The organism is Billgrantia sp. C5P2, from assembly GCF_051062895.2.
Genome location: NZ_CM128542.1, coordinates 522,233 through 543,459, shown reverse-complemented (window position 1 = coordinate 543,459; position 21,227 = coordinate 522,233). Strand labels below are relative to the sequence as shown.

18 protein-coding genes and 1 tRNA gene are annotated in these 21,227 nt (G+C 64.6%); 9 read left to right on the top strand and 10 right to left on the bottom strand.

Annotation, left to right across the window (positions count from 1 at the left end):
- Window position 1: 1 nt before the first annotated feature.
- The 7 genes from ribF to rplU all read right to left on the bottom strand — a co-directional run bounded on the left by ribF (window position 2) and on the right by rplU (window position 6,705).
- Window positions 2–1,063: a bifunctional riboflavin kinase/FAD synthetase gene (gene ribF / locus ACRWQA_RS02545; protein WP_263581329.1), complete on the bottom strand. Its 1,062-nt coding sequence runs from the start codon at window positions 1,061–1,063 to the stop codon at window positions 2–4.
- Window positions 1,064–1,301: 238 nt separating this feature from the next.
- On the bottom strand, window positions 1,302–2,825 hold the full coding sequence (murJ, locus tag ACRWQA_RS02540) for a murein biosynthesis integral membrane protein MurJ (protein ID WP_434227170.1): 1,524 nt from the start codon (window positions 2,823–2,825) through the stop codon (window positions 1,302–1,304).
- A 237-nt stretch (window positions 2,826–3,062) separates the two neighbouring features.
- Window positions 3,063–3,329: a 30S ribosomal protein S20 gene (gene rpsT, locus ACRWQA_RS02535; protein ID WP_010626521.1), complete on the bottom strand. Its 267-nt coding sequence runs from the start codon at window positions 3,327–3,329 to the stop codon at window positions 3,063–3,065.
- A gap of 197 nt (window positions 3,330–3,526) precedes the next feature.
- Window positions 3,527–4,663 carry a glutamate 5-kinase gene (proB, locus tag ACRWQA_RS02530; RefSeq protein WP_263581330.1) on the bottom strand — a complete coding sequence of 379 codons (1,137 nt, stop codon included), beginning with the start codon at window positions 4,661–4,663 and terminating at the stop codon, window positions 3,527–3,529.
- Between the two features lie 161 nt (window positions 4,664–4,824).
- A complete protein-coding gene (cgtA, locus tag ACRWQA_RS02525) occupies window positions 4,825–6,018 on the bottom strand; it encodes an Obg family GTPase CgtA (RefSeq protein WP_434226948.1) in 1,194 nt (397 codons plus the stop codon).
- A gap of 85 nt (window positions 6,019–6,103) precedes the next feature.
- Window positions 6,104–6,361, bottom strand: a complete 258-nt coding sequence (gene rpmA / locus ACRWQA_RS02520) for a 50S ribosomal protein L27 (RefSeq protein WP_167119120.1) — start codon at window positions 6,359–6,361, stop codon at window positions 6,104–6,106.
- A gap of 32 nt (window positions 6,362–6,393) precedes the next feature.
- The gene (gene rplU, locus ACRWQA_RS02515) at window positions 6,394–6,705 is read right to left on the bottom strand and encodes a 50S ribosomal protein L21 (protein ID WP_263581332.1); all 312 of its coding nucleotides are present in this window, start codon (window positions 6,703–6,705) and stop codon (window positions 6,394–6,396) included.
- A gap of 290 nt (window positions 6,706–6,995) precedes the next feature.
- On the opposite strand from rplU, the gene ispB reads away from it, so the two are divergent.
- The 6 genes from ispB to ACRWQA_RS02485 all read left to right on the top strand — a co-directional run bounded on the left by ispB (window position 6,996) and on the right by ACRWQA_RS02485 (window position 13,915).
- Window positions 6,996–8,003 carry an octaprenyl diphosphate synthase gene (gene ispB / locus ACRWQA_RS02510; protein ID WP_263581333.1) on the top strand — a complete coding sequence of 336 codons (1,008 nt, stop codon included), beginning with the start codon at window positions 6,996–6,998 and terminating at the stop codon, window positions 8,001–8,003.
- 120 nt (window positions 8,004–8,123) lie between these two features.
- Window positions 8,124–8,200: transfer RNA gene (locus ACRWQA_RS02505), tRNA-Pro, on the top strand.
- 241 nt (window positions 8,201–8,441) lie between these two features.
- Window positions 8,442–9,677: a porin gene (locus tag ACRWQA_RS02500; protein ID WP_446326245.1), complete on the top strand. Its 1,236-nt coding sequence runs from the start codon at window positions 8,442–8,444 to the stop codon at window positions 9,675–9,677.
- Between the two features lie 10 nt (window positions 9,678–9,687).
- Window positions 9,688–10,113: a type 2 periplasmic-binding domain-containing protein gene (locus tag ACRWQA_RS02495; protein WP_434226946.1), complete on the top strand. Its 426-nt coding sequence runs from the start codon at window positions 9,688–9,690 to the stop codon at window positions 10,111–10,113.
- A gap of 55 nt (window positions 10,114–10,168) precedes the next feature.
- Window positions 10,169–12,421: a putative bifunctional diguanylate cyclase/phosphodiesterase gene (locus tag ACRWQA_RS02490; RefSeq protein ID WP_434226945.1), complete on the top strand. Its 2,253-nt coding sequence runs from the start codon at window positions 10,169–10,171 to the stop codon at window positions 12,419–12,421.
- A 162-nt stretch (window positions 12,422–12,583) separates the two neighbouring features.
- On the top strand, window positions 12,584–13,915 hold the full coding sequence (locus ACRWQA_RS02485; RefSeq protein WP_263581337.1) for a sensor domain-containing diguanylate cyclase: 1,332 nt from the start codon (window positions 12,584–12,586) through the stop codon (window positions 13,913–13,915).
- Between the two features lie 35 nt (window positions 13,916–13,950).
- On the opposite strand, the gene ACRWQA_RS02480 is transcribed toward ACRWQA_RS02485, so the two are convergent.
- Window positions 13,951–15,528, bottom strand: a complete 1,578-nt coding sequence (locus ACRWQA_RS02480) for a phospholipase D family protein (RefSeq protein WP_446326244.1) — start codon at window positions 15,526–15,528, stop codon at window positions 13,951–13,953.
- Window positions 15,515–15,757 carry a hypothetical protein gene (locus tag ACRWQA_RS02475; protein ID WP_263581339.1) on the bottom strand — a complete coding sequence of 81 codons (243 nt, stop codon included), beginning with the start codon at window positions 15,755–15,757 and terminating at the stop codon, window positions 15,515–15,517. The genes ACRWQA_RS02480 and ACRWQA_RS02475 overlap by 14 nt, the downstream gene beginning before the upstream one ends.
- Window positions 15,758–15,890: 133 nt before the next feature.
- Here ACRWQA_RS02475 and ACRWQA_RS02470 point away from each other — a divergent pair, with 133 nt between their 5' ends.
- Both ACRWQA_RS02470 and rapA read left to right on the top strand, forming a co-directional pair.
- Window positions 15,891–16,691, top strand: coding sequence for a TlpA family protein disulfide reductase (locus ACRWQA_RS02470; RefSeq protein WP_434226943.1), 801 nt, complete (start codon window positions 15,891–15,893; stop codon window positions 16,689–16,691).
- A 147-nt stretch (window positions 16,692–16,838) separates the two neighbouring features.
- A complete protein-coding gene (gene rapA, locus ACRWQA_RS02465) occupies window positions 16,839–19,781 on the top strand; it encodes an RNA polymerase-associated protein RapA (RefSeq protein WP_434226942.1) in 2,943 nt (980 codons plus the stop codon).
- Between the two features lie 9 nt (window positions 19,782–19,790).
- Here rapA and ACRWQA_RS02460 read toward each other — a convergent pair whose 3' ends face one another.
- Window positions 19,791–20,693, bottom strand: a complete 903-nt coding sequence (locus tag ACRWQA_RS02460; protein ID WP_434226941.1) for a TIGR01777 family oxidoreductase — start codon at window positions 20,691–20,693, stop codon at window positions 19,791–19,793.
- Window positions 20,694–20,838: 145 nt separating this feature from the next.
- On the opposite strand from ACRWQA_RS02460, the gene ACRWQA_RS02455 reads away from it, so the two are divergent.
- Entirely contained in the window at window positions 20,839–21,219 is a 381-nt protein-coding gene (locus ACRWQA_RS02455) for a sirohydrochlorin chelatase (protein ID WP_434226940.1), read from the top strand.
- Window positions 21,220–21,227: the final 8 nt, after the last annotated feature.

Here is a 21,227-nt window from a genome sequence, read left to right as displayed (position 1 = left end):
GTCAGCCGTCGTCGTGGTCGGCGGAACGTCCCGCCGAGGATTCGAAATTCACGGCTTCGCGCGCCAGCGGCGCCGATGCCAATGGAAGAGAGTCGTCTGTCAGGCCAAGCTCCCTGGCCGTGTGGCACTCCTCGGCGAAATAGCGCCGGGCACGGGCCTGGTCGGCAGCGATCTGCTGCTTGAGCGCAGTGAAGTCGTCGAACTTCACTTCGCCGCGCAGCCTGGCACAGGGAAATACCACCAGGCGCTGCCCGTAGAGGTCGCCGTCGAAGTCGAACAGGTGGACCTCCAGCACCGGCCGGTCGCTGCCCACCGTTGGCCGCCAGCCGATATTGGCCACGCCGGGAAGGCGCTGCCCATCGGGTAGCTCGGTCACTACCGCATAGACCCCGCGCAGCGCCAGCGGCAGGCGCGGCTGCGGCAGGTTGGCGGTGGGCACGCCAATGGTACGCCCCAGCTTCTGGTCGGCGACCACCCTTCCACCGAGACGATAGGGGCGCCCCAGCATTCTCGCCGCCTGGGCGAAGTTGCCGCTGGCCAGCAGAGTGCGCACTCGCGTGCTGGAGACCCGTTCGTCGTCATAGGCGAAGGTGCGCGTATGCTCGACGCCAAAGCCCTCGCGGCCACGCCGCTCCCCCTCTTTGGCCAGCAAGGTGAAATCACCGCTGCGGTCGCAGCCAAAACGGAAGTCGTCCCCCACCACCAGATGGCGTACACCCAGCCCTTCGACCAACACACGGTCGATGAATTCCACCGCGGTGAGGCTTCGCAGCCGCTCGTTGAACGGCAGGCAGAGCACGTAATCGACGCCGCTCTCGCCCAGCAGGCGCACCTTTTCGCGCAGCCGGGTCAGCCGCGGCGGCGCCTGGTCGCCGGCGAAGAATTCACGCGGCTGGGGCTCGAACACCACGACCGTTACCGGCAGGCGCAGCTTCGAGGCCTGCTCGCGGCACTGATCGAGAATCGCCTGGTGTCCGCGGTGCACGCCATCGAAATTGCCGATGGTGGCCACGCAGCCGCGATGCTCCTCGCGCAGATTGTGCAGTCCTCGAATGACTTCCATCTGGTCGTCAACATCCTGTTAGGGTTGAAACGTGTAAAGGGCTCGATTATAGCGGACCTGGCTCCCCTTGACAGCCGGCCGGCCCGACTCCCCACACCGAGGGGTGCCGAGGGCAAAGGTCGACGAGAAGGCCATTTGCCATGGATGGCAAATGTAGCGTCCAGGGAAGCATTCACAGCGCCTTCTCGGCGACCTTTGCCCTTGGATCAGCCCCGGCACGTTGCTAGAAGAACAGCTCTCACCCTCGCATCCGGAACTGCCGCGGCCTGACGCCCAGCGCCGCCAGCCAGGCGAAGTAGACCATCGCGCCGGCTACAACCAGCAGCGCCAGCCACTGTACCCGTGTCCATACGCCCCAGCCCAGCCACTGCTGCCAGTCCGGCGCGAGCCAGGCCAGCCCCACGCTCATCACCACGCAGCCGCCGATCAGTTGCACCGCGTAGCGGCCCCAGCCAGGCTGGAACACCAGCACGCCCTGCTTGTAGAGCAGCCAACCCAGCAGGCCCGCATTGAGGAACGCCGACAGCGCCGTAGCCAGGGCCAGGCCTGCATGGGCCAGCGGCCAGATCAGGATCAGGTTGAACACCATGTTGGCCACCATGGCGATGATGCCGACCTTGACCGGCGTCTTGGTGTTCTGGCGGGCGAAGAAGCCCGGCGCCAGCACCTTGATCAGCATGAAGGCGACCAGGCCGAAGGCGTAGGCCCGCAGGCTCATGGCCGCCATGGCAATGTCGTGCTCGGTCATGGCGCCGTAGTGGAACAACGAGATCAGCAACGGCTCGGCCAGGATCGCCAGCGCCAGCGCCGCCGGCAAGCCCAGCAGCAACACGGCGCGCACCGCCCAGTCGAGCATGGCGGCGAAGTGTTCGCCCGACTGCTCGGCGTGGCGCTTGGAGAGCGCCGGCAGGATCACCGTGCCGATGGCAATACCGAACACCCCCAGTGGCAGCTCGACCAGGCGGTCGGAATAATAGAGCCAGGAGACGCTGCCAGGCGCGAGCAGTGAAGCCAGCACCGTGTCCAGCAGCAGGTTGATCTGCGACACCGAGACGCCGAACAGCGCCGGCGCCATCAGCACCAGGATGCGCTTCACCCCGCTGTGGGCGAAGTTGGGCCACGGCCGCGGCATCAGCCCCAGGCGTGCCAGGAACGGCACCTGGAAGGCGAGCTGGGCGCAGCCGGCAATCAGCACTCCCCAGGCCAGCGCCATGGCCGGCTCGCTCATCAAGGGCGTGAGCAGCACGGCCGCACCGATCAGCGAGAGGTTGAGCAGCACCGGAGTGAAGGCCGGCACGGCGAAGCGGTTCCAGGTGTTGAGCACGCTGCCGGCGAAGGCGGTGAGCGAGACCAGCAGCAGGTAAGGAAAGGTCAGCCGTAGCATGTCGGCGGTCAACGCCAGCTTGGCCGGGTCGCGGCCGAAGCCGGGCGCGAAGACCCAGACCAGCCAGGGTGCGGCCAGCATCGCCAGGGCAGTGATCAGCGCAAGCACGGCGGTGAGACTGCCGGCCACGGCATCGAGCAGCTCGCGCACTTCGCGCTTGCTGCCGCGGGTGGCGTACTCGGAGAGCACCGGCACGAAGGCCTGGTTGAAGGCCCCTTCGGCGAACAGGCGGCGCATGAAGTTGGGGATCTTGAAGGCGACGAAGAAGGCATCGGCGCCGCTACCGGCACCGAACAGGGTCGCCACTACCACGTCGCGCACCAACCCCATGACTCGTGACAGCATGGTCATGGCGCCGACGACCAGGCCGGAGCGCATCAGACCACCGGCCTTGGGTGCAACGGCTCGATCGTCGTCGGCCACCTGGGGCGGGGCCGACTTTCCGGGCTCGGGCAACTGCTCGCGTTCCGTCACCTATCCCTTCCTCACCAGGCTCGTTCAAGGTGGGAGCGTCCCACCATCAGGCACAAAAAAACCGGCCAAGGCCGGTTTTTCGAGATCGCGATACACTGCATCGAACCGATGAGCGCTCGCGACGTCTCCAGGCGTCCGGCTTTACGCAGCCAGCGCCTTAATTCGCTTGTTCAGGCGGCTCTTCAGGCGCGCGGCCTTCTTCTTGGAGAGCACGTCCTTGTCGGCGATGCGGTCGATGATCGGCTGCGCCTTCTGGAACTCGGTCATCGCGGTGGCGTGGTCGCCGCCGTTGATGGCCTTGATGACACGCTTCACATAGGTACGCACCATGGCGCGCTGGCTCGCCTTCAGAACACGACGGCCTTCCGCCTGACGGGCACGCTTGCGGGCTTGCTTGCTGTTTGCCACTGACTATCTCCTGAAAAACTTTAACGCCGCCCAATGTGGGGCGGCATCGATAACGATTTGTCCGGCCTGGAATTATCGCTTTCCTGCCGGCCTGGCCATTGTGTCAACGTCAAGATTGTCGACGGGCCGTGTCTGAGAGGATGGCGCATCCTACCACAGGTGCGCGGCGTCATGCTACATGCAGCGAAAACACTGGATCACAGCACGACGAGGTTATCCCGGTGGATCAACTCGGGGGCCTCCATGTAGCCCAGGATCGCCTCGATCTGGTGGCTCGGCTGACCCAGAATGCGGCGTGCCTCGTCGGCGCCATAATTGACCAACCCCTTGGCAATCCTCTCGCCCTGTTCGTCGAGACACAGCACCATGTCCCCGCGAACGAAGTCGCCCGAAAGCGCCTTGACCCCTACCGCCAGCAGGCTCGAGCCGCTGCCGCGAAGGACTTTCACCGCACCGGCGTCCAGCGTCAGGCTACCGCGTACCTGCAGCTGCCCCGCCAGCCAGCGCTTGCGCGCCGCGATCGGCGCCTCTTCCGGACACAGCAGCGTACCCAGCCGTTCGCCCTGGACCAGCCGGGACAACACATCGGGCTGGCGACCGCTGGCAATGACCGTAACGGCGCCGGAGCGAGCGGCCAAGCGAGCCGCCTGCACCTTGGTAGTCATACCACCCCGCCCCAGCGCGCCACCGCCACCCGCCACTGCCGCAAGCGCCGGATCGTCGGCACGCCCTTCGCTGATCAGCGTGGCCGCGGGATTATGCCGGGGATCGGCGTCGAACAACCCCTCCTGGTCGGTGAGGATCACCAGTGCTTCGGCCTCGAGCAGGTTGGCCACCAGCGCGCCCAGGGTATCGTTGTCGCCGAAGCGGATCTCGTCGGTGACGACGGTGTCATTTTCGTTGACCACCGGCACCACGCGCAGGTCGACCAGGGTACGCAGCGCCGAGCGCGCGTTGAGGTACCGCTTGCGGTTGGAGAGGTCGTCATGGGTCAGCAGCACCTGGGCGGTGAGCAATCCATGACGTGCAAAATGATGCTCGTAGCACTGGGTCAGGCCGTTCTGTCCGACCGCGGCGGCGGCCTGCAACTCATGCACTGCCGAAGGGCGGGCCTGCCAGCCCAGCCGCACCATACCGGCCGCCACGGCACCCGACGACACCAGCACCACCTCGACGCCCTGGCGATGCAGCGCCGCGATCTGGTCCACCCAGCCGCCGATCGCCGCCTCGTCGAGCCCGCGCCCGTCATTGGTCAGCAGCGCACTGCCGATCTTCACCACCACCCGGCGAGCGCCACGCAGCGCATCGCGACCCGGAACCCGCTCGTTGCTCACCTTTCGACTCTCCCACAAGGCTGCAATTTACCAACATCGAGACACTGCGCGAGCGATGGTCAGACTAGGCAAACCTTGGCGAAAGAGCGGAGTTTGCTGTTGCAAATGAGCATCTTGAGTCAAGGTTTAACGACGTATGGCCGAGCGCAGCCAGTGTTCACTTAAGGGGCATACTCGACTTCGACATCGTAATCATCGTCGTCGAAGTCATCGTCATCATCGTCCTGATCGCTGCGCTTGCGCCTGCGACCCAGGCGCGCCTCGGTGCGCGCCACTGCTTCGGCCTCCATGCGCTCGCGCATTTCTCGCTCACGCTCGGCCGCTGCTTCGTCCTCGTTTTCCAGCCGGCGCTGCTCGGTCAGCCAGCGGTGCGCCGCCTGCACCAGGGCATCGGTGCCCTCACCGCTGATCGCCGAGATACGATAGACCGACCCCGTCCAGGCAAGACCTTCGACGATGGTGGCGACTCGCGCCTCGCGCTCCTCTTCCGGCACGAGATCAAGCTTGTTGATCACCAGCCAGCGCGGCCGCTCGGCCAGGGTCGGCGAGAACTGCTCCAGCTCGTGGGCGATGGCTTGCGCCGCCTCGACCGGGTCGGACTCGTCGAAAGGCGCCACGTCGACGACATGGAACAGCAGCCGGGTACGCGTCAGGTGCTTGAGGAAGCGCAGGCCCAGGCCGGCACCATCCGAGGCACCCTCGATCAACCCCGGCACGTCGGCCATCACGAAGTGCTCGTGCATGCCCAGCTTCACCACGCCGAGGTTGGGTACCAGGGTGGTGAAGGGGTAATCGGCCACCTTGGGCTTGGCCGCGGAGACCGAGCGAATCAGGGTCGACTTGCCGGCGTTGGGCATGCCCAGCAGGCCGACATCGGCCATCACCTTCATTTCCAGGCGCAGGTTGTGCCGCTCGCCGTCGGTACCGGGCGTGGTCTTGCGCGGCGCCCGGTTGGTGGACGACTTGAAATGGATGTTGCCAAGGCCCCGGCGCCCCCCTTGGGCCACCAGCACCTGCTGCCCGATCTCGGTGATGTCGGCGATCACCTCGAGGGTGTCCTCATCGATTACCGTAGTACCCACCGGCACCTTGACCACCAGGTCGCTGCCGGCCCGACCGCTCATCTGCCGCCCCTGTCCAGGGCGCCCGCTCTCGGCCTGGTAGAAACGCTGGTACTTGAAGTCGATCAGGGTATTGAGGGCGTCGTCGCCGACCAGGTAGACACTGCCGCCATGCCCGCCATCGCCGCCATCGGGACCACCCCTGGGCACGTATTTCTCGCGGCGAAAGCTCAGGCAGCCGTTACCGCCCCTGCCGGCTTCCACGATGATCGAGGCTTCGTCGACGAACTGCATGTGACACTCTCCCGACGGATGCTACCGTCATGATACAAGAAGGCCCCGCCTGAGCGGGGCCTTCCCTTTACCGGTTCGGGCGTTCTCAGGCAGAGACGACGCTGACGAACTTACGGTTCTTCGGACCCTTGGTCTCGAACTTGATCACACCGTCGCTCAGGGCGAAGAGGGTGTGGTCGCGGCCGATGCCGACACCGGTACCGGCGTGAAAACGGGTACCACGCTGGCGCACGATGATGTTGCCTGCGGTGACGGCCTGACCGCCGTACAGCTTGACACCAAGGCGTTTGGATTCTGAATCGCGGCCGTTACGGGTAGAGCCGGCTGCCTTCTTATGAGCCATTGCAAAGTCCTCGCTCGTTAAGGGGAAGCCGCTTAGGCGGAAATCCCGGTGATCTTGACTTCAGTGAACCACTGACGGTGGCCCTGACGCTTCATGTGGTGCTTGCGGCGACGGAACTTGATGATACGGATCTTCTCGCCACGGCCGTGGGAGACGATCTCGGCGGCCACCTTGGCACCGTCGACCAGCGGAGCGCCAATGGTCACGTCGTCGCCATCGGCGACCAGCAGCACCTGGTCGAACTCGACGGTTTCGCCGGTCGGAATCTCAAGCTTCTCGAGCTTGAGCGTCTGGCCTTCCTGAACGCGGTATTGCTTGCCACCGCTCTTGATTACTGCGTACATGTGCATCTCTCCAGAACTCATCGGGGTTGGCTCTTCGTCGGCCTGCTTCGAGTGGCGCCCCTTTTGGCAGCCATCTGACAGGGAGCATGATGAGTGGGCCGCGCATTATAACCGCGCCCAGCGTGCCATTCAAGCGGCCTTTACCCTCACTCTCGACCCGACGCCGCCTCACATCAAGGCTCACCGCAGCACAGCTTGACGCCCCCATGGGGGGGCCATAGCATGACCCGCAACCCAAGGCCACTAGCCACTGTCCGGCATTCGGCCCAACAGCTCGATGACACCGCCTCATGCCTGCCAACGCTTCTACCAGCCCGACCGACAGCAACGCCTCCGCCTCGTCGCTCCATGCCGCGGTTGCCGACGATTTCGCCGCGGTCAACCGCACCATCATGGACCAGTTGGCCTCGCGGGTTCCGCTGGTGGAAACCATCGGCCAATACATCATCGCCAGCGGCGGCAAGCGGCTGCGCCCACTGCTGGTCCTGCTGGCGGCTCGAGCGCTGGGTTACCAAGGCGACAAGCACATCTCGCTGGCCACGCTAATCGAATTCATGCACACCTCGACCCTGCTGCACGACGACGTGGTCGACGAATCGCACATGCGCCGCGGCCGTGCCACGGCCAACGACGCCTGGGGCAACGCCCCATCGGTGCTGGTGGGCGACTACCTCTATTCTCGCTCCTTCCAGATGATGGTGCAGATTGGTTCGCTCAAGATCATGGACGTGCTCTCCAGCGCCACTTGCGTCATCGCCGAGGGCGAGGTGCAGCAACTGACCAACGTGGGCAACCCCGACATCGACGAGGCGGTCTATTTCGAGACCATCCAGGGCAAGACAGCCATGCTGTTCGAGGCCGCTACCCACAGCGGCGCCATTCTGGCCGAGGCCGACCCACGACAGGAAGCGGCACTACAGTATTACGGCCGTTACCTGGGCCTGGCGTTCCAGCTCGTCGACGACCTGCTCGACTACCAGGGCGACACCAAGGCCATGGGCAAGAACGTGGGCGACGACCTGGCTGAAGGCAAGCCGACCCTGCCGCTGATCCAGGCCATGGCCGCCGGCACCGCCGACCAGGCCAAGACGATTCGTCAGGCCATTCGCCAGGGCGGGCTCGAGCGACTGGACGAGGTGCTGGCCATCGTGCGCGATACCGGCGCGCTGGACTACACCCGAGCACGGGCGGAGGAGATGTCGGCCAAGGCGCTGGAGCAGCTCGATTTCCTGCCCCCCAGCCGCTACCGTGACAGCATGGCCGACCTGGCCCGACTCGCCGTGGAGCGCCAGAACTGAGCGACGCCGAGCCGCCTCCGAGGGACTTGCAAGCACCCCGGTTTTGCGTATAATGCCCATCCGTCGGCTCCAGCAGAGCCGGCATCGGGTGGCCTTCAGAGGCAGCTCGAAACGCAACAACGGAGTATAGCTCAGCTTGGTAGAGCGCTGCCTTCGGGAGGCAGAGGTCGTAGGTTCGAATCCTGCTACTCCGACCAGAGAATTCAGTAAAAACCGCCACTTACGGATCATGCCGGGTGGCGGTTTTGCGTCGTGAAGCCAGCCGCACGTTTGTCGCCGACTTACCCCCTCTGACCTCAAGTTCTTCGATCTCCTGCCGATAGCTCGTTTAGAAAGCAGAGACGTACCTCTCCTGCCTGCGAAGTCAATCATTCGGCCAGCCTTCCGCCACCGCTCGGAGACGGCCATGTATCACCGCCCACGCACGTGGTCTCCCATATGTCGAGAAAGCTATCTCTTACCCTCCTCACCTCGCTGGTGCTGGCATACGGGCTTCCCCTTGCCGCACAAGCGAATACCCCCTCACTGTCCCTGAATGGCTTCGGCACACTTGCCGTGGTGCATTCCAGTGAGGGCGAGGCAGATTTCGTTTCGAGCATGCTGATGCCCAGAGGGGCTGGCCATACCAGTGACTGGAGTGCCGAGGTCGACAGCCGGCTGGGCCTGCAGCTTACCGCTAACCTTACGCCTCGCCTCTCGAGCGTGGTGCAGGCCGTTACCGAGCAGCAGTACGATGGCCAGTTCAGGCCGGCAATCGAGTGGGCCAACATCAATTTCGATGTGACTCCAGACCTGAGCATGAGAGTCGGCCGCGTCATACTTCCGGTCTTCATGAATTCAGAGTATCGCAAGGTAGGCTACGCGACGCCCTGGATCCGCCCGCCATTGGAAGTCTATCGCACCATACCGGTTTCCAGCGCTGACGGCGTGGACGTAAGCTACCGCGCCCATATCGCAAGCGTCACCAACACGCTTCGGGCCACCTATGGGCAAAGTGATTCCACCTTTCCCTACATCGACGCCACGTTGAGCCGAGCCACGGCCGAGGCACGCGCCCGGGAAGGGCTGACGGTCAGCAATACCATGGAGCATGGCAACGTCAGCGTCTTTGCCGCCTATAGCCATTACCGCCTGACCATCGAGGAATTCAACCCGCTATTCGATGCGTTCAGAATGTTTGGCCCCGAAGGGGATGCCATTGCCGATCGCTACAATGTCGATGGCAAGTCATTTGAAGTGATCAGCCTGGGGGCACGCTACGATCCCGGCAATTGGTTCGCGATGGGCGAATGGACCCAGACCAGCAGCCGCACCTTCCTGGCAGATAGCCGCGGCTGGTACATTTCCGGTGGCTACCGCTTGGGTGCCTTCACGCCCTATCTGACATATGCCGGTCAGCGCATTCTCAGCAAGACGTCCACCCCGGGCCTCTCACAGCCCGGCAGCGAAGCATTGGATGCGATGCTCAACGCTATGCTTCAGGGGCAGCCACAGCAGAGAAGCGTTTCTGTCGGTGTACGCTGGGATTTCAGCAGCAACATGGCAGTCAAGGCCCAGTTCGACCACATGAACCACGAGGGGGGATCGCGCGGCTACCTGGTCAACTCGCAGCCAGGCTTCGAGCCCGGCGGTTCGGTCAACTTGTTCAGCCTAGCGCTCGACTTCGTGTTCTGAGGAGACAAGAATGCCTTCGCGACTCACGAAGATCGGCTGCATCCTGCTCCTCGGCCTGGCATCGAGCCCTGCCCTGGCCGATGCCGTGGTGGTGGTTTCCGCCCAGAGCCCGGTGAGTAACCTCACGCGCAGCGAGCTGACCGATATCTACCTGGGCCGGACCAACCGCTTCCCTGGCGGGCAACCCGCCATGCCCGTGGACCAGCACGAGAACTCCCCGGCTTACGTCACGTTCTATCGCAACTATCTGGGCCAGACGCCCGCCCAGATCAAGATGCATTGGTCGCGCCTGATCTTCACCGGCCGCGGCCAGCCACCACGCAGCTTGGCGGATCATCAGACCATGGCCGACTTCGTGGCGGGGCAGGCCACTGCCATCGGCTATGTGGACGACGCCTACGTTGATGAGCGCCTGCGGGTGGTGACCATTGATTGAACCCACCTCGCACGCTGGCACCGCTACGGGCCCGCCCCTCACCAAGCGGCATTGGATGCATCGCCTCGTCGAGCCCGGCATGCTCTTCACGGGTCTCGCCCTGCTGGCACTGGCAGCCATCTGGCTGGTCACGTGGAACCTGACCGCACGTGAGCAGTCGGCTGCTCACCGCCGCGCGGCGGTACTCGCGACGGACATGGCGGAGACCTACGAGGCCCAGGTCGTCCGGGCGCTGCGCGAGATCGATACCACCCTCAAGCTGGTGCGCTACAGTCTCGACGAACGCCCGCCGCAGGTCGTTCTTGATGAACTGAGCCAGCAGGACATGCTCCCCCCCACCCTGCTGTTCGAGGTCCGTCTGAGCGATGGCGAGGGCAACGTCATCGCCAGCACGCACGGGCCCTCGTACACGGAGGATATTTCACCCGTTGCCGGGCAGGAGGGCCTGAGGGTCGAACTTCACCATCAGGCCACGTCCGAGCAGGACAGCAAGCTGGCCTTCCACCGAAGCCTGTCTGAAAGCGGGCAACAAGAGGCGGGCTGGGTGTCCGTGGTGGTGAATGCGACCTATTTCGTCAGCGGCTACGACATGGACACGCTCGGGGCATTGGGGGCGTTGGCCCTGGCGGGGGAAGACGACACCTTTCTGGTTCGCCGTACTGGTGAACACATCCATACGGGCGAGCAGATCGACTATGAGAAGCTGCTGGAGGATAACAGTGCACTCGGTGAGCCCGCCCGGGTAAGCGTCAATGGCTGGGACGGCGTGCGCCGTTACCTGGTGGCCAGGCCGCTGTACGAGTTCCCGTTCGCCATCGTCGTCGGTCTCTCCGAGGAGGAGCAGATGGCCGCCGCCGCTGCACTTCGACACACCTACTATTGGCGCGCGATGCTGGTCAGCATCGTTGCGCTCGCCATGCTGACACTGCTCGGCCGGCTGAGCCGGAAACTCCGCAGGGCGCAGGCCAGGGTACTCGAAGAGCGCCTGGACCACGCCCGTCGTGCCGAATATCTCGCCTTCCACGACAACCTGACGGGGTTGCCGAACCGAGCCTATTTCAGCCGTCTGTTGACCAAAGGGATGCAGCACGCTCGCCGCTACGACAAGCAGTTGACGCTGCTCTTTCTCGATCTGGACCGATTCAAGGCGATCAACGACTCTCTGGGACATGATGCGGGCGATGAGCTGCTTCGGGAGGTCAGCCGCCGACTTGGCCGCGCAGTGCGGGAAAGCGATACCGTCGCCCGACTGGGTGGTGACGAGTTCGTCATTCTGCTCCCCGAGATCACTGAGCCGAACCAGATTAACCAGGTTGCCGACAAGATCCTTGCCTCAGTCAGCACCCCTTTCACTCTGGTGGGTCAGGAGTTTCGTATTACGGTCAGCATCGGCATTGCCCGTTATCCCGCCGATGGCGAGGATGAGCAAACCCTGATGAAACACGCCGACGTGGCGATGTATCACGCCAAGGAAGAGGGCAAGAACAACGCCCAGTACTACTCGGAGCAGCTCAAGACGGATTCCCTGGAGCGCCTGGCTCTCGAGTCGAGCCTGCGCAAGGCGCTGGAGCGCCAGGAGTTCCTGCTTTACTACCAGTCGAAGCTCGATATGGCGACCGGCCGCGTCATCGGCATGGAAGCGCTGCTTCGCTGGCAACATCCGGAACTCGGGCTGGTACTGCCCAAGCAGTTCATACCGCTGGCGGAAGAAAATGGTCTCATTATCCCCATCGGCCGCTGGGTCATCTACACGGCATGCAGACAGAATGTCGCCTGGCAGAAGGCCGGCTTCCCGGCATTGAGCATGGCGGTCAATCTCTCGGCCCGTCAGTTCCTCGATGATGGTCTGCTCAGAGACATCAAAGGCGCACTTCAGGCCACCGGCATGGCCCCCGAACTGCTCGAGGTCGAGATCACCGAGAGCATGATGATGCAGGACATGCCAAAAGCCGTCAGAGTCCTGCAGGAGCTGAGAGGAATCGGCGTGCGCATCGCGATCGACGACTTCGGCACCGGCTACTCCTCGCTCTCCAAGCTGCAGGCATTTCCGCTCGACACGATCAAGATAGACGGCTCGTTCATCCATGACCTTCTCGACAATGCCGGCGACAGGAGCCTCACGGAGGCCATCATCGATCTCGGCAAGAACCTGGGCCTGACGGTCGTCGCCGAAGGCGTCGAGTCGGCGGCGCATGTGGAATACCTGCGTCGCCATGCTTGCGACCAGATTCAGGGGTTTTATATGCACGAACCGCAGCCCGCAGACGAAGCCGCGCTGTCGATGAAAAAGTGGTTTGCCCTTCTTTAGCCCGTCATCCCCAACTTCGGCGTGAACGTGCTGCGAAAAGACGCTATGCTCCGCGACCGAGGGGTCGCCACCGTCCCTTTTGATGCAAGATTCGGCCAAGCGATCATACAAAAGACATAAGAAACTTGCCCTGGAACAAGTCCACTCGTAGGGAGGGTGCTCGTGGAGAATAGCGAGCTTGCAACTGCGCATGGCAGCGCCGGCATTGCTGCTGCCATGCCCGGCCCCCACTGCTCCAGCAACGATATCGATACACTGCGAGCCAAGTTCTATCAACTCTACATTGCCGTGGAGCAGAGCCCGGCCGCAACCGCGATTACCGATACCGAGGGGCGCATCGAGTACGTCAACCAGCGCTTTCTCGAGGTGACCGGTTATTCCCGCGAAGAACTGGTCGGCAAGACACCGGCCATGATCCAGTCGGGCCTGACGCCCGAGATCGTCTATCGCGACCTGTGGCAAACCCTGCGCAGCGGACAGGTCTGGCGCGGCGAGCTGCAGAACCGCAAGAAGAGCGGCGAACTCTACTGGGAAGCCGAAACCATCACGCCGGTGCGCAACGATGCCGGCGAGATCGTACGCTTCGTGGCGGTGAAAGAGGACATCACCGAGCGCAAGCGTCAGGAGGAGGAGCTGCGGCTTCTCGCCAGCGTATTCCAGACCGGCCAGGCCACCCTGATCACCGATCCGGAGATGCGCATCGAGAGAGTCAACCAGGCCTTCACCGACATCACCGGTTATCTCCCGGAAGAGGTGATCGGCCACACGCCACGGTTGTTCAAGTCTGGCCGGCATGACAAGGCGTTCTACGCGCGGCTGTGGCAGGACGTACGCGAGACCGGCCACTGGCAAGGCGAGATCTGGAACCGCAACAGGTACGGCGAAATCTATCCGCTGTGGCAATCAATCACGGTTGTCCATGACGAGGCAGGCAACATCCGCCACTTCATCGCGGTGTTCCACAACATCGCCGAACGCAAGCGCCTGGAGCAGGAGCTGGAACAGCAGGCCACCCGCGACCACCTGACCGGGGCGCATAACCGCCGCGCCTTCGATGCCGCCATGCGCAAGGCAATCCGGCAGGCCGAACGCAGCGACAATACCTTCTCGCTGCTGCTTTTCGATATCGACCTGTTCAAATCGGTCAACGACCAGCATGGCCACGATACCGGCGATATCATTCTCAAGCGTTTGGCCTTGCTGGTAGGCAAGACCCTGCGCAGTACCGACCTGCTGGCCCGCTGGGGTGGCGAGGAGTTTGCCATCCTGCTGCAGGACACGTCCGCCCAGGGGGCGTCGATATTCGCCGAGCGCCTGCGCCAGCAGGTGGCCGAGACCCGCCTGCACGGGCTCGCCGTCACCATCAGCTTGGGCATCGCCGAGTACCGGCGAGGCGAAAGCCCCGAAGAGATGCTGGCCCGCGCCGACGGCGCCCTTTACCGGGCCAAGCGGGCGGGACGCAACCGAGTGGGCATCGCCGAGACCCATGCTTGAGCGCAGCAGTTGGACGACGCCACACGCCCCGCAACCTAGAGCAGCGGCTCCAGCCAGGTAATCCTGCCCAGCCGGGCACCCAGGCGACGCCAGAAGCCACCGGGCTCCTGCACCAGTCGCACTGTCTCCCCTTCGTGGACGGTCTGCCAGTGGAACCGTCCCGACGCCTGTTGCCCGACCCGATAACTCAGTGCCGGCGACTTGCCGATTTCCGCCATTGCTTGCAGCTCTGCCGCCAGGCTCGGGCTCGTGGCCAGCACGCCCACTTCGGTATTCCACCACACGGAACGAGGGTCGGCATTGGGCGAGCCGACGAACACACGATCGTCATCAATGGCGAGCGCCTTTATGTGCAGGGCGGAGGCCGATGAACCCACGCCGAATCCCTCGTCGTCGGATTCACTCTCGGCGCGCATTTCGTAGAGACTGACGCCACTGTCGAGCAGCGCTCTGCGGCGCACCTGGTAGGCGCCATGGACCAACGGCACGTCGGTGGCTTCGAGAGAATTGGTGAAGACCTCGACCTCGACACCCGATTCGGCCAGTTCCCTCAAGCGCTGCGTGCCAAGCTCACCGGGCACGAAGTAGGCGGAGACGATCACCAGCCGCTCGCTCGGTTCACCGGCGTGCTCGAGCAGCTCACCGGCCATGGTGCGGGAAAACGTCGGGCGCCCACGCCATGCCGGCTTGCCCGGCGGGTCCCAGAGGGCGATGCCTTCTCCCCAGTGCAGCCTGCCCACCAGCGGGCCTTGCTCGGCATCGGCATAGCGCTGGCGCAGTTCGGTGAAGTAGGGCGAGTCGAGGTTGGCCTCGAACCACTCGACAAGCAATGCCTGCAGTTCACGCCAGGCCTCTCCATCCGCATGGTGATAGCGTCCGACGGGCTGCGCCAGGCCATGATTCCAGTAGAGATGGAAGCTGCGCGACAGCGGCTCTACCACGGGCCCGAGCACCATCAGGTCAAGGTCGGTGAAATTGCGCGGCTCGCTGGCGCTGTAATATTCATCGCCCAGATTGCGCCCACCGACGATGGCCAGGGCGCCATCGGCGATCCACAGTTTGTTGTGCATGCGACGATGCTGGCGGGAGGCCTGTGGTGCCGAGGCCAGCACCCGGCCCGTCAACGTCCCGCGGCCGAGGCTCAGCGCATTGTAGACGCGCACCTGGATATTGGGATGGCTATCGAGCGCGGCCAGCTCCTGCCCTTGACCCACGGCGCCCATGTCGTCGATCAGCAGGCGCACCTCGACGCCTCGATCAGCGGCACTCAGGAGGCGGTGCAGCAATAACCGGGTCGTCAACCCATCACCCATCAAGTAGGTCTGGATATCGAGGCGCCGATCGGCCTGCTCGCTGAGCAGCACGCGCAGGCTGAAGGCGTCCTGGCCGCTGGAAAGCAGGGCGAAACCGCTCTTGCCAGGGTGGGCGGAAGCGCTCAGCTGCGCCCACTGGCCCAGCCAGGTAGCTTCGCTCTCGGCAGTGGACAGCAGCGCCCCATGTTCACGCGGAGCCGACGTGCCGGCACACCCGAAAAGCAGGAACGCCATCAGGCCAAATAGTGCCAGGCGCCATCTGCGGGCTCGACTCGAGTCGCTGGACTCAGGTTTCGTCATCGTCGTCCGCCAGGCGTCGTGCCATGGCCTTGCGTGTCTTGTTGCGCCGGTAGAGACGTGCCAACGCCAGCGCCAAGGCAAACGCCACCATGGCGGCCAGCGTCACTCCCTGCCAGGGTCGGGCAGCCTCGCCCCCCATCACTGTTTCCAAGGTAATGATCAGGATGAAGCCCAGCGCCTGGCTGCCGATGGCCAGGGCGCGCAGGGTATCGAACGACTTCTGTGCCATGAAGGCTCCCGCCGGGTGACAGTGCTGTCCGTGCGCAGTAGGCTTGCTTTGCCTGACGCAGTAATCTTCTGCAAGTGAATGATTCTACCCGGTCTTGCCGTTTGCGCCGACCCCCCTTCTCGGAGCTGAGCCAATGGACGCCTTCGCCCTGGGCCCCGTACTGATATCCGTCCCGCGCCTGTACGCCATTGGCTGCGCTCTGCTGCTGTTACTCGCGGCATGGCTGCTGCTGGGGCTTTCATCCACCGTCCGTGCGCGCTGGTTCAACGGCCTGCTGCTGACCTGGCTGGTTGGCGCCCGCCTGGGCCACGTGGCCATGAATCTCGACGCCTATGCCGTCGCCCCGCTGGACGTGCTCAAGCTGTGGCAGGCTGGCTACCACGGCCTGTGGGGACTGCTTGCGGCGCTGATCTGGACCGGCTGGGCACTGCGCGACAGACTGCTGTCCATGATCGGCGCCATGAGCCTGACCATTGGCGTCTCGGCGCTGTGGCTGGTACTCGTCACTCTGGCGCCGCTGGGCGGTGACATGCCTCTGCGCGAGCTACCCAGCGTTACCTTGGAAAACCTCGACGGCGAGCCGGTCAACCTGCAGGATCTGCGTGGCGAACGCGTAGTGGTCAACTTGTGGGCCACCTGGTGTCCGCCCTGCCTGCGCGAAATGCCACTGCTGGCCGAGGCCGACGAGCGCGAGGGTGTCAGCGTGGTGGTGATCAACCAGGGTGAGGAGCTGTTGCAGGTGGTGCGCTATCTCGACGAGCAGGAGTTGGCCTTCCGCTACGCGCTGCTCGACCCGAGCCAGGAAATGATGAAGACCATGGCGTCGCCAGGCTTGCCAACCACGGTGCTGTTCGACCGCGAGGGCCGCGCAGTGGAGCGCCACGTGGGCGAGCTGTCGCGGGCACAGTTGGACGGCTGGCTGCAGTCCCACTAGACAGTACGAGCGGGCCCTACCATTTCCCGCTCTTCTCCACCAGCCTTAAGCCCGCGCAGGCTTTGCGTTAGAATCCCCCGCCCTGCTGCTGACGGAGTTCTCTTCGCCGACAGCATGCGCACCGTATTCAGCATCGACCGAGGCATCATGAGCGACTTTTCACCCGGCCAGCGCTGGATCAGCGACGGCGAGGCCGACCTGGGCCTGGGCACCATCCTGAGTTGCGACCACCGTAGCGTCACCGTGCTGTTCGGCGCCAGCCAGGAAACCCGCACTTACAGCAGTCGCCAGGCGCCACTGACCCGTGTGGCCTTCGGCAGCGGCGACCGGATCCAGTCCACCGAGGGCTGGAGCCTGACCGTCGACGACAGCAAGGAGGTCGACGGGCTGATCGTCTATATCGGCGAGGACGATCAGGGCGAGCTGCGCGAACTGCCCGAGGCGCGCCTGGCCGACACCATGCAGTTCGACCAGGCCCGTGACCGCCTGCTGACCGGCCAGGTCGATCGCAACGACTGGTTCGACCTGCGCTTCCGCACCCTGCACCACCATCATCGCATCGAGCAGAACCCGGCGCTGGGCCTGGCCGGGCCCCGCATCGACCTGATCCCGCATCAGTTATACATCGCCGATGAAGTGGCGCGCCGCCACGCGCCGCGTGTACTGCTGGCCGACGAGGTGGGACTGGGCAAGACCATCGAGGCCGGGCTGATCCTGCATCGCATGCTGCTCACCGGCCGTGCCGAGCGCGCCCTGATCCTGGTACCGGCAAGCCTCACGCACCAGTGGCTGGTAGAGCTGCTACGCCGCTTCGCCCTCGAGGTAACCCTGCTCGACGAGCAGCAGAGCCTGGCCCAGGCTGAAGCCAATCCGTTCGAGTCGGGCCAGCTGATCCTTGCCAGCCAGGACTGGCTGTTCGCCAACCCCCACCGCCAGTCGCAGGCCGCGGCCTGCGACTGGGACCTGCTGATCGTCGACGAAGCCCACCACCTCGACTGGAGCGCCGAGCAGGTCGGCCCCGGCTATGCCTGCGTCGAGCGCCTGGCCAAGGCCGTGCCGGGCATGCTTCTGCTGACCGCCACCCCCGAGCAGATGGGGCTCGAAAGCCACTTCGCCCGTCTGCGTCTGCTCGATCCGGACCGCTACCACAGCCTGGATGCGTTCCGCGAAGAGGAGCAGCACTACGTGGAAGTGGCCCAGGCCATCGACGCGCTGGAGCGCCTGCCCGAAGCGGGCATCGAGGCTCGCAATAGCGTGGCCGCTGCGATCGACGAACCCGATAGCCTGGCCTTGCTCGACACCTTGGCCGATGCGGAAAGCAGCCCGGAGCAGCGGGACAGCGCTCGCGATCAACTACGCGATCAATTGCTCGACCGCCACGGCACCGGTCGGGTGATGTTTCGCAATAGCCGACGCCATGTCGGCGGCTTTCCCGAACGCCGCCTGCACCTGGCATCGCTGGCATTACCCTCGGCCTACCGCCGCGTGTTACGCAAGCTCGAGCGCGACGAAGACTATCTCGACGAATTGCTGATCGAGACCGGGCTCGACCACCCCGACGTGCTGATCTACCCCGATGCCACCTACCGGGCGATATCCGACGACCCGCTCAACGCCGAGCCCTGGTGGCAGATCGACCCTAGAGTGAGCTGGCTGCTGGAGCGTCTCGCGGACGAGGGCGAGCAAGGCTTCGCCAACGACAAGGTACTGGTGATCGCCCACGGTCGCGAGACCGCCCAGGGCCTGGCCGAGGCGCTGCGGGTGCTGGGCGGCATCCACGCCCCAGTGTTCCACGAAGGGTTGACCCTGATCGAGCGCGACCGCGCAGCTGCGGCCTTTGCCGACGAGGAGGAGGGCAGCCAGGTGCTGGTTTGCTCGGAGATCGGCTCGGAGGGGCGCAATTTCCAGTTCTGCCACCATCTGGTGATGTTCGACCTGCCGCAGCATCCCGACCAGCTCGAGCAGCGCATCGGCCGGCTCGACCGCATCGGCCAGCGCCACGCCATCGAGCTCCATGTGCCGCTGTTCGAAGCCAGCCCCGGAGAGCGCCTGCTGCGCTGGTTCCGCGAAGGGATGGACGCCTTCGACGCGCCCCATGGCGTCGGCAACGAGCTGTTCGACGCCTTCGGCGACGCCTTGGCCGAGGCCCTGCTCGACGACGAGGCCCTCGACGACGTTATCAACGAGACCCGCATGCTGTTCGAGAGCCGCCTGGCCCAACGCGACGCCGGGCGCAACCGCCTGCTCGAGCTCAACGCCTGCCGTCCGGACCGGGCCGAGGCGGTAGCGGCGGCGATCCGTGAACTCGACGACGACCCGGCGCTACCGCGCTACCTCGATCAGGCGCTGGATATCTTCGGCATCGACAGCCACGAACTCGGCAGCGGCCTGCTGCACCTGCAGCCCAGCCCGCAGATGCTCGACGGCTTGCCCGGCCTGGCCAAGGGCGAGGAGGGTTTCACCGCCACGCTGTCGCGTGGACGTGCCCTGGCCCGCGACGACGTGCAAAGGCTCTCATGGGAACACCCTCTGCTGCGCGAGATGATGGGACGCATCCTCGACGGTGCCATGGGCAACACCGCCCTGGCACTGCTCAAGCATCCGGCGATACCCGCTGGGCGACTGATGGCAGAGCTGGTCTTTCGCACCTATTGCCCCGCCCCCAGGCGGCTGCACGTCAACCGATTTCTGCCACCGACCGCGGTACGCGTGCTGCTCGACGAATCCGGCGCCGTGCTCAGCGATAAGGTCTCCTTCACCGGTCTGGCGAAAAACCTGCAGAAGGTCAAGAAGGCCATGGCTCGCGACCTGATCCGCAGCCGTCACGATCAGCTGCGGGAACTGCTCACCCAAGGCGAGCAGGAGGCCGAGCGCGAGCTGCCGAGCATCGTCGAGACCGCCCAGGTGCGCATGCGCCGGGAGCTCGATGGCGAACTGGCCCGCCTGGAAGCACTGGCACGGCTCAATCCAGCGGTGCGCGAGGAAGAGCTGGAGGCGCTGCGCCGCGAACGCAGCGAGCTGGATACCGCCATCGACGGCACGCGGCTGCGGCTGGATGCGGTGCGGGTGATAGTCACCATCGGCGACTAAGAATGACAATCAAAGAATATCGGCGAGAGCCTGCTCCAGCGTCGGGAAGCGGAACTCGAAACCGGCCTCGAGCAGGCGCACCGGGCGCATGTCGGCGCCGGTCAGCAGCAGGCGTGCCATTTCGCCGAAGGCGGTCTCCAGCACGACCGCCGGCACCGGCATGACGGCGGGGCGGTTGAGCTGCTTGGCCAGGGCGCGGGTAAACTCGGCGTTGGTGACGGGATGCGGCGCGCTGCCATTGAACGGCCCGTCGAGATCGTCACGCTCGATCAGGAACAGAATGCTACGCACCAGATCCTCGCGGTGGATCCAGGGCATGTATTGGTTGCCGTCGCCGAAACGCCCCCCCAGCCCCAGCTTGAACGGCGGCAGCATCTTCGCAAGGCTGCCACCCCCCGTGTCCAGCACCAGGCCGGTGCGCAGCAGTGCCACCCGGGTACCGAAGTCGGTCGCCTCGAGTGCGGTATCCTCCCAGCGCTTGCACAGACGATGGGCGAACTCGTCGTGGGGAGGCGTTTGTTCACTGACTTCGCGGTTTCCCTGGTCCCCGTAATAACCCATCGCCGAACCCGACACCATGACCTTTGGCGCCTTGCCGCTGGCCTGCTCGAGTTGCTCGCAGAGAATCACCAGGTCGCGGGTGATATTGACCCGGGAGTCGATAAGGCGGTTTTTCTGCTCATCGCTCCAGCGCTTGGCTGCAATCGGCTCCCCGGCCAAGTTGACGATGGCATGCGGCGGCGAATCGACGAAATCGAGCACCGAGCGTCGCACGTCCGCCCCTTCGGGCAGCTTGCGCTTGGCGGCCTCGGGATCACGCGAAACCACCTGCGGGCGATGCCCCGCCTCCCTCAGGCGCTGACAAAGGCGCTGGCCAACGAAACCGCTACCTCCGGTAATCAAGACTCGCATTCGACTCCCTCCGCATTCGGCCGCTTCGCAGCCTCTCGTTATACAACCGTTGTACATCTCTGCTATGCTGCCGGCAACCGGGCAATTCAGGTGCAGCTCGACACCCCGCCCAGCCGCTGAACGTCGTGTTTCCGGGAGACCCGCCATGTCCTACAGCCTGATCCTGCTCGCCCATGGCTCCAGCGACCCCGCATGGCGCGCCCCCTTCGAGCGGTTCCACGAGGCGTTGGCCACTCGCATGCAGACGTCGCTGAAGCTGGCCTACATGGAGCTTAGCGAACCCTCGCTGGAAAGCAGTGTGGCCGAACTCACTTCGGCCGGCATTCGGCGCATCGAAATCCTTCCCTTGTTCTTCGCCGCCGGGCGGCACCTGCGCAAGGATGTCCCGGCCCAGGTCGAGGCGCTGAGGGCGAACCACCCCGATACCGAACTGACGCTACTGCCGCCCGTTGGCGAGCACCCTGCCTTCATCGAGGCCCTGGCCGCCGTGGTAGCCGAACAGGCCGGAGAAGCATTGCCGACTTGACCATGACC

Bases quoted from the DNA above. Each gene is read 5' to 3' on its own strand.
- ribF (WP_263581329.1), bottom strand. From the start codon at position 1,063: ATGGAAGTCATTCGAGGACTGCACAATCTGCGCGAGGAGCATCGCGGC.
- murJ (WP_434227170.1), bottom strand. From the start codon at position 2,825: ATGCGCTCCGGCCTGGTCGTCGGCGCCATGACCATGCTGTCACGAGTC.
- cgtA (WP_434226948.1), bottom strand. From the start codon at position 6,018: ATGCAGTTCGTCGACGAAGCCTCGATCATCGTGGAAGCCGGCAGGGGC.
- rpmA (WP_167119120.1), bottom strand. From the start codon at position 6,361: ATGGCTCATAAGAAGGCAGCCGGCTCTACCCGTAACGGCCGCGATTCA.
- rplU (WP_263581332.1), bottom strand. From the start codon at position 6,705: ATGTACGCAGTAATCAAGAGCGGTGGCAAGCAATACCGCGTTCAGGAA.
- ispB (WP_263581333.1), top strand. From the start codon at position 6,996: ATGCCTGCCAACGCTTCTACCAGCCCGACCGACAGCAACGCCTCCGCC.
- ACRWQA_RS02500 (WP_446326245.1), top strand. From the start codon at position 8,442: ATGTCGAGAAAGCTATCTCTTACCCTCCTCACCTCGCTGGTGCTGGCA.
- ACRWQA_RS02495 (WP_434226946.1), top strand. From the start codon at position 9,688: ATGCCTTCGCGACTCACGAAGATCGGCTGCATCCTGCTCCTCGGCCTG.
- ACRWQA_RS02490 (WP_434226945.1), top strand. From the start codon at position 10,169: ATGCATCGCCTCGTCGAGCCCGGCATGCTCTTCACGGGTCTCGCCCTG.
- ACRWQA_RS02480 (WP_446326244.1), bottom strand. From the start codon at position 15,528: ATGACGAAACCTGAGTCCAGCGACTCGAGTCGAGCCCGCAGATGGCGC.
- ACRWQA_RS02475 (WP_263581339.1), bottom strand. From the start codon at position 15,757: ATGGCACAGAAGTCGTTCGATACCCTGCGCGCCCTGGCCATCGGCAGC.
- ACRWQA_RS02470 (WP_434226943.1), top strand. From the start codon at position 15,891: ATGGACGCCTTCGCCCTGGGCCCCGTACTGATATCCGTCCCGCGCCTG.
- rapA (WP_434226942.1), top strand. From the start codon at position 16,839: ATGAGCGACTTTTCACCCGGCCAGCGCTGGATCAGCGACGGCGAGGCC.
- ACRWQA_RS02460 (WP_434226941.1), bottom strand. From the start codon at position 20,693: ATGCGAGTCTTGATTACCGGAGGTAGCGGTTTCGTTGGCCAGCGCCTT.
- ACRWQA_RS02455 (WP_434226940.1), top strand. From the start codon at position 20,839: ATGTCCTACAGCCTGATCCTGCTCGCCCATGGCTCCAGCGACCCCGCA.